The 6,242-nt window shown below is 27.8% G+C and carries 5 protein-coding genes; 1 reads left to right on the top strand and 4 read right to left on the bottom strand.

Annotated features, from left to right (window positions below):
- Positions 1-198: 198 nt before the first annotated feature.
- The 4 genes from I6E15_RS09835 to brnQ form a co-directional block, all read right to left on the bottom strand.
- Positions 199-990 (bottom strand): ABC transporter ATP-binding protein, encoded by a 792-nt coding sequence (locus I6E15_RS09835; protein ID WP_235247602.1) that lies wholly within the window; start codon positions 988-990, stop codon positions 199-201.
- A complete protein-coding gene (locus I6E15_RS09840) occupies positions 983-1,837 on the bottom strand; it encodes an ABC transporter permease (protein WP_235247603.1) in 855 nt (284 codons plus the stop codon). Before I6E15_RS09840 ends, I6E15_RS09835 begins: the two co-directional genes overlap by 8 nt.
- A 192-nt stretch (positions 1,838-2,029) precedes the next feature.
- Positions 2,030-2,965, bottom strand: coding sequence for an ABC transporter substrate-binding protein (locus I6E15_RS09845; protein WP_235247604.1), 936 nt, complete (start codon positions 2,963-2,965; stop codon positions 2,030-2,032).
- A 379-nt stretch (positions 2,966-3,344) separates the two neighbouring features.
- Positions 3,345-4,616 carry a branched-chain amino acid transport system II carrier protein gene (gene brnQ, locus I6E15_RS09850; protein ID WP_235247605.1) on the bottom strand — a complete coding sequence of 424 codons (1,272 nt, stop codon included), beginning with the start codon at positions 4,614-4,616 and terminating at the stop codon, positions 3,345-3,347.
- Positions 4,617-5,406: 790 nt separating this feature from the next.
- On the opposite strand from brnQ, the gene I6E15_RS09855 reads away from it, so the two are divergent.
- Entirely contained in the window at positions 5,407-6,210 is an 804-nt protein-coding gene (locus I6E15_RS09855; RefSeq protein WP_235247606.1) for an MATE family efflux transporter, read from the top strand.
- The last annotated feature ends 32 nt before the right edge of the window (positions 6,211-6,242 follow it).

Raw genomic sequence — 6,242 nt, forward strand, 5'->3', positions numbered from 1 at the left:
TTGTGATGCATTTTTTTAAATTAACAAATTTATTTAATTTTTTTATTTTTGACTTGACATTTAATAGTTAGTCTTAAATAATTTCTACAAAATAATTATATCATTTAAGATTTTATTTATCAATATAGCATTCTTATAAAATCCAAAATAAAAAGGCTTGGTCTTTTAGGCTCAAGTCTTTTTATGCGTATATTTTAATTAAGCGGTAAAAATCGCACTATCATTCAATCTTCCTTTTACTGTTTGGAATTTTTCTAAAAGTTTTTTAGGAGTTAGCTTTTTCTTTTCTTCTCCACTTACATTAAGGATTATTTCTCCTTCGTGTAACATTATTATTCTATCTCCATAAGTAATAGCATCTTCAAGATTGTGAGTTATCATAAGTGTTGTTATATTATTTTTTCTAACAATCTCATCAGTTTTATCCAAAATTATTTTTGATGTTTTTGGGTCTAATGCTGCTGTATGCTCATCTAATAAAAGAAGTTTTGGTTTATTTAAAGTAACCATCAAAAGAGCCAAACATTGCCTTTGTCCTCCAGATAACATTCTTACTTCTGTATCCATTTGTTTTTCAATTCCAAGTCCTAACTCACTTAAAAGACTTTCATAATAATTTTTTCTTTTTTGATTTAATCCAAATGAGAAATTAAATTTTTTACCTTTATTATCAGCCATTGAAAGATTTTCAAATACTGTCATTGATGGAGCAGTTCCCATTGATGGGTCTTGGTATACTTTTGAGATATATGAATTTTTTTTGTAAAGCTCATCTCTTGTAATATCTTTTTCATCTAAAGAAACTGTACCAGAATCAGGAGTTATACTTCCCATTATAAGATTTAAAAGAGTAGATTTTCCAGCTCCATTACTTCCTATAACTGTTATAAATTCTCCATTATTTATATCTAAATTCAATCCTTTGAAAACTCTTTTTTCTGTTCCTAATTCTGTTAAGAATGTTTTTTCTATTGATCTCAAACTAAGCATTTTTCTTCACTCTCCCTCTATCTTTCAACAAATTACTATTTTTTACTGCTAATATTGATACAACTATAATTGCTGTTATAAGTTTCAAATCACTTGCATTAAATCCAACTTTTAAAGCGATTGTTATTATCATTCTATAAATTATTGTTCCAAGTACCACTATTGTTGTCATTGAAAATTTTCTTTTATTTTGTATGATACTTTCTCCAATTATTATTGAAGCAAGTCCTGTAACAATTGTTCCTGTTCCCATTCCCACATCGGCAAATCCTTGATGTTGAGCATATAATCCCCCAGCTAAAGCAACTATTGCATTTGATAATATAAGTCCATATATTTTTAATTTATCTTTATCAACTCCTAAAGTTACTACTAAGTTTTCATTATCTCCCAAAGCTCTTAGGACAAAACCAAATTTTGTTCTAAGTAAGAAATCTAAAAATATTTTACAAAGCCCAACTACTATTGCAATAATAATTATTTTATTTAAACCACTGGAAAATATACTTTCTACTTTGAAAAGAGATACATTAGCTCTTCCCATTATTTTTATATTTATACTGTAAAGTCCCGTCATAACAATTATTCCTGCAAGTAACCCCGCTATTTTAAATTTTACACTGATAAAACCTGTTATAAATCCTGCTATACAACCACCTAAGATTGCAAGTGCAAGAGCTATTATTGGATTAACTCCTTTTACTAAACAACTTGCTACTATAGCAGCTCCCAATGGAAAACTTCCATCAACTGTCATATCTGGAAAATCCAATATCCTAAAAGTTATATATACTCCCATTACCATTATAGCAAATATTAAACTCTGTTCAATTGTCCCTGTAAGCATCTCTATCCTCTCCTATTCCTTATTTATGCAATAATAGTAACATTATTTTTAATTATTTTGTAGATAACAATTAAAATATTTATTTGTTCCACTTTGATAAAAGTTTTCCCTTTAAAAACTTGACTTTACATAAATAATTTTATTTTTTTCTCTCAAAAATTTGTTCGTTTTATTCTTCTAATTTTTATAAAATTATAACTTTTCTAATAAATCTTTTGGAATTTCTATTCCAAATTCTTTTGCTAACTCTTGGTTTATCATAAGTTTTGTATCTTTTGGTGATTCTATTGGCATATCGCTTACTTTTTCACCATTTAAAATTCTTACTGCCATAAGTCCTGTTTGGAATCCTAAATTTTTAAAATCAATAGATTCTGTTGCAAGTCCACCAGCACCAAATTGTGCATCATCAGATGTTATCATTGGAACTTTTTTAGCTTTTGCTTTTTCTGAAATTAAACTTATAGATGAAGTTACTGTATTATCACTTGGTGTGTATAATAAATCTACATCTTCTAATAAAATATCCAATGCTTGACCAACTTCATTTACATTTGTAACACCTTTTTCAACTATCTCCAATCCATTAGTCTCAACTATTTTTCTAAATTTTTCTAAAAATACTCTCGAATTTTCTTCACTTGTATTATATAAGAATCCAACTTTTTTAGCATTTGGTAAAAGTTTTTTTATAAGTTCCACTTGTTTTTCCATTGGTGGCATATCAGTTGTTCCTGATAGATTTTTTCCTACAAGTCCAACAGCTTTTGGATCAGTTACTGCCGTGATAAGTATTGGGATTTCATTTGTAGCATTAAGCATTGCTTGTGATGATGGGGTTGAAACTGCCAAAACCAAATCTTTTTTACTTTGTACAAATCCTTGAGCTATTGTTTGAGCTGTTCCAAAATCTCCTTGAGCATTTTGAATTTCAAAATTTAGTTTTGTTTCATCAAAACCATTTTCTTTTAAAGCCTCTTTAAATCCAATTACTGCAGAATCAAGAGCTGGGTGCTCCACTATTTGAGTGATACCTATCTCTATTTTTTCTTCACTTTTTCCACAACCAAAATTTAATAATATTAAACTAGAAATTATTAATCCTCTAACTATTTTTTTTAAACACATTGTTATCTCATCCCCTTTTTAATTTTGTTTTGAATAATGATATCACTATTTTAATAAAAAAGATAGTGAACAATTATTTTTTTTATTTGTTCTATAATTTCATTTATTAATACTATAAATATTGAAATTTAATATTTATTTTTTTTCTGTTTAATATAATAAATTTTTATTTTTTAATAAATTTATCAAAAAATCTTATTAAACAATATTTTTTAAACATTTATAAATTAAAATTGTTTAATCACAAAAAATAAAAAAATGCTGTCATATTTTATAAATTTATTATCAACAGCATTTTAACCAAATATTTTTATTTCAATTTTATTTCAAAAAACAAAAAAAGAGCTAGAAAACTCTAGCTCTAAATTTATCTCATTTTTTATTTTGTAGCTTTTCTTGAGAAAGCAAATGCCACTGCTGTAACAATAACACAAGGAACTAACCAAGCAAATCCATCTTTTCCTAAAGGAATTAATTGTACTGCATTTGTAAATGCTCCAATTTTAAATGTTACTCCTAATGTTTCTACGATACTGATTAATAAAGTGATATATACACCAGCTTTGTAAGCTAATTCATTTTCTAATCCAAATACGTTGAATAGAATTAAAACTATTGTTATTGGATATAAGATACATAATACTGGAACTGATAATTGAATGATAAAGTCAACTCCACCGATTGCCATTACTGATGAAAATACACAAGTTGCAACAGCAATAGTTTTATAAGAGAATGGAGTGATTCTTGAGAACCAGTCACTTGTTAATGCTACAAGACCAACTGATGTTGTTAGACAAGCTGCAGCAACACAAATTCCAAAAGCCATTTTTCCGATTGAACCAAGAGTTGCCTCTGCAATGTATAAAGCTGATGCTGTTGTAGCAGCACTATTTTCTACACCACTGATTCTAGCTCCAAGATACATAAGTGAGAAATAAATTAATCCTAAACCGATTGCAGCAATAACTCCTGCTCCTGTTAAATATCCACTTTGTTCGTGAGAATCCTCTATTCCTTTTCCTTTTAGACCTTTAACAATAACAACTCCAAAAAGAACTGATGCTAAAGCGTCCATTGTTTGATACCCTTGAATAAATCCAAAGGCAAACATTCCACTTTCAACTTTATGAACTGGAGTTCCTAAATCTCCTGTTATACCTAATACTGTGATAGCAAGTAAAATTATTAAAATAATTGGTGTTAAAAATTTTCCAATAATATCAGTAATTTTAGATTCTTTTATAACTAGTAATAAAGTTACCGCAAAGAAAATAACTGAACTTACAACAGTCACTGTAAATTTATCCATATTTGATAATGCTGGTAAAACTCCCATTTCAATTGTTGTTGATCCATTTCTTGGAATAGCAAATAATGGTCCAATTACTAATACAAGTACGCTACAATAAGCGTTATTAAAAAATTTAGAAACCTTTGTTGAGAAATTTTCTAATTCTCCAACTTTCGTAAAAGCTAAAACTCCTAGTAAAGGAAGTCCAACTCCTGTAAGTAAAAATCCAAGTCCAGCTAAAAGCCAATTATCTCCCATATTAATTCCTACTGATGGTGGAAATATTAAGTTTCCAGCTCCAAAAAACATCGCAAACAGTGCAAATCCTAGTACCAATACTTCTTTTCTTTTGTTCATACCCTTCTCCTTTTTTACACAATATTTTTCAAAAAACTCTCTTTTCTTTCACGAAAGATTGTTTTTTTATTAATTTTTTTTGAAACCACTTGAAATTTTTTCAAACTTTTCTTCGGTTGACAATGATTTTACCAAACAAAATCTCATCTGTCAACAAAATTTTATTTTTTTCTTTTTTTGTGCCACATAAACCGTTAAAAATACTAGTTTTATATTGGTACTATTTTTTATTATTACTATCTTATTTTTTTATTATTTTATTTTTTTCATAAAATTTTCAAAAAAATAATTTTTTTGTTAAAAAACACTTGCTTTTTTTTCAATTTGGGTTTATACTTTAGTAAATTATAGTGCAATTTGAAAAGGAGAAAAAAAATGTTTTCACTTAAATCAATAATATTTGTCATATGTGCTATTATTCTCATACAAATTTTTATGAGAACAATTTCATATGCCAAAAATTATGTTAGGAATTAAGTGTTTGAGTAAACCTTTTTATTTTTAAGGAAATTTGATTTTGATTTATTTAAGCAACCTAGCAGGGTTGCTTTTTTTATTACATAAAGGTCGGTGAGTAGTTTGTTTTTAAGTTTTTTATTATTTTTTCTAAGTTCTATGGTTTTTGTTAATAGATATTATCTTTCCAAAGAGGAATTTTCATATAAAAATATTTTTCACGAAGATTTTAATAATAAATCTTCAAAATCTCATAATGAAAAAAGATTTTTACTAGAAAATATAGCTCTTATAATATGACTTTTTATTTTTGAATAGTTACAAGGAGGATATTATGGACAGAAGTTTTCAATTTAGAGATGCAAAACTTTTACCTTTGCTGATTAAATTTTCTATTCCAAGTACAATAGTCGCTCTGTCATCAATTTTGATGAATAGTACCGACAGATATTTTATCGGTCAAGCTGTTGGAAGAACGGGGATAAGTGCTATTGCCACTATCTATCCCCTTATAGTTTTAGGAGATGCTCTTGGAATGTTTTTTAATGCTGGTGGTTCTTCCCTTGTAAGTATTCAACTTGGACAAAATAATCTAGCTGGAGCTAAGAAAACTCTTGGAACTTGTATTTTCACTGTTGGAGTTATTGGAATAATCTATACTTTGCTCGGATTTATTTTTATGGATTCCATAGTGAGATTCTTGGGAGCCAGTGATTCAAATATAAAATATGTTGAGGACTACTGCAAATTTTTTCTTCCATCTGTAACATTCCAAATGGCATTTTGGTCTTTCTGTGCCTTTGTGAGAAGTGAAGGAAATCCAATTATGTCTATGATGATAAACTTTGCCTCAATTTTTGCAAATGTTATTTTGGATTATCTTTTAGTTATGGTACTTGATTGGGGAATGAAAGGAGCAGCCATCGCAACATCTATGGCAAACTTTGTCCCAGCTATGCTTTTACTCTATCATTTTTATAAAAGTGATCTACTAAAACTAGAAAATAAAAATATTGTTTGGGATTTTCAAATAGTCAAAAAAATGTTTTCTACAGGTTTTTCATCTTTCGCCAACGAATTTTTATACGGAACTGATATGATACCCATAAAGGACACATATATATTATCAACAAATTAAAAAATATAAGAAAGTTGGTAATGTATGTCTAA

Origin of the sequence: Fusobacterium perfoetens, from assembly GCF_021531475.1 — a bacterium.
Classification (GTDB): domain Bacteria; phylum Fusobacteriota; class Fusobacteriia; order Fusobacteriales; family Fusobacteriaceae; genus Fusobacterium_B.

Excerpts from the sequence above, each read along its gene's own strand:
- I6E15_RS09835 (WP_235247602.1), bottom strand. The coding sequence starts at position 990 with ATGCTTAGTTTGAGATCAATAGAAAAAACATTCTTAACAGAATTAGGA.
- I6E15_RS09840 (WP_235247603.1), bottom strand. The coding sequence starts at position 1,837 with ATGCTTACAGGGACAATTGAACAGAGTTTAATATTTGCTATAATGGTA.
- I6E15_RS09845 (WP_235247604.1), bottom strand. The coding sequence starts at position 2,965 with ATGTGTTTAAAAAAAATAGTTAGAGGATTAATAATTTCTAGTTTAATA.
- brnQ (WP_235247605.1), bottom strand. The coding sequence starts at position 4,616 with ATGAACAAAAGAAAAGAAGTATTGGTACTAGGATTTGCACTGTTTGCG.
- I6E15_RS09855 (WP_235247606.1), top strand. The coding sequence starts at position 5,407 with ATGGACAGAAGTTTTCAATTTAGAGATGCAAAACTTTTACCTTTGCTG.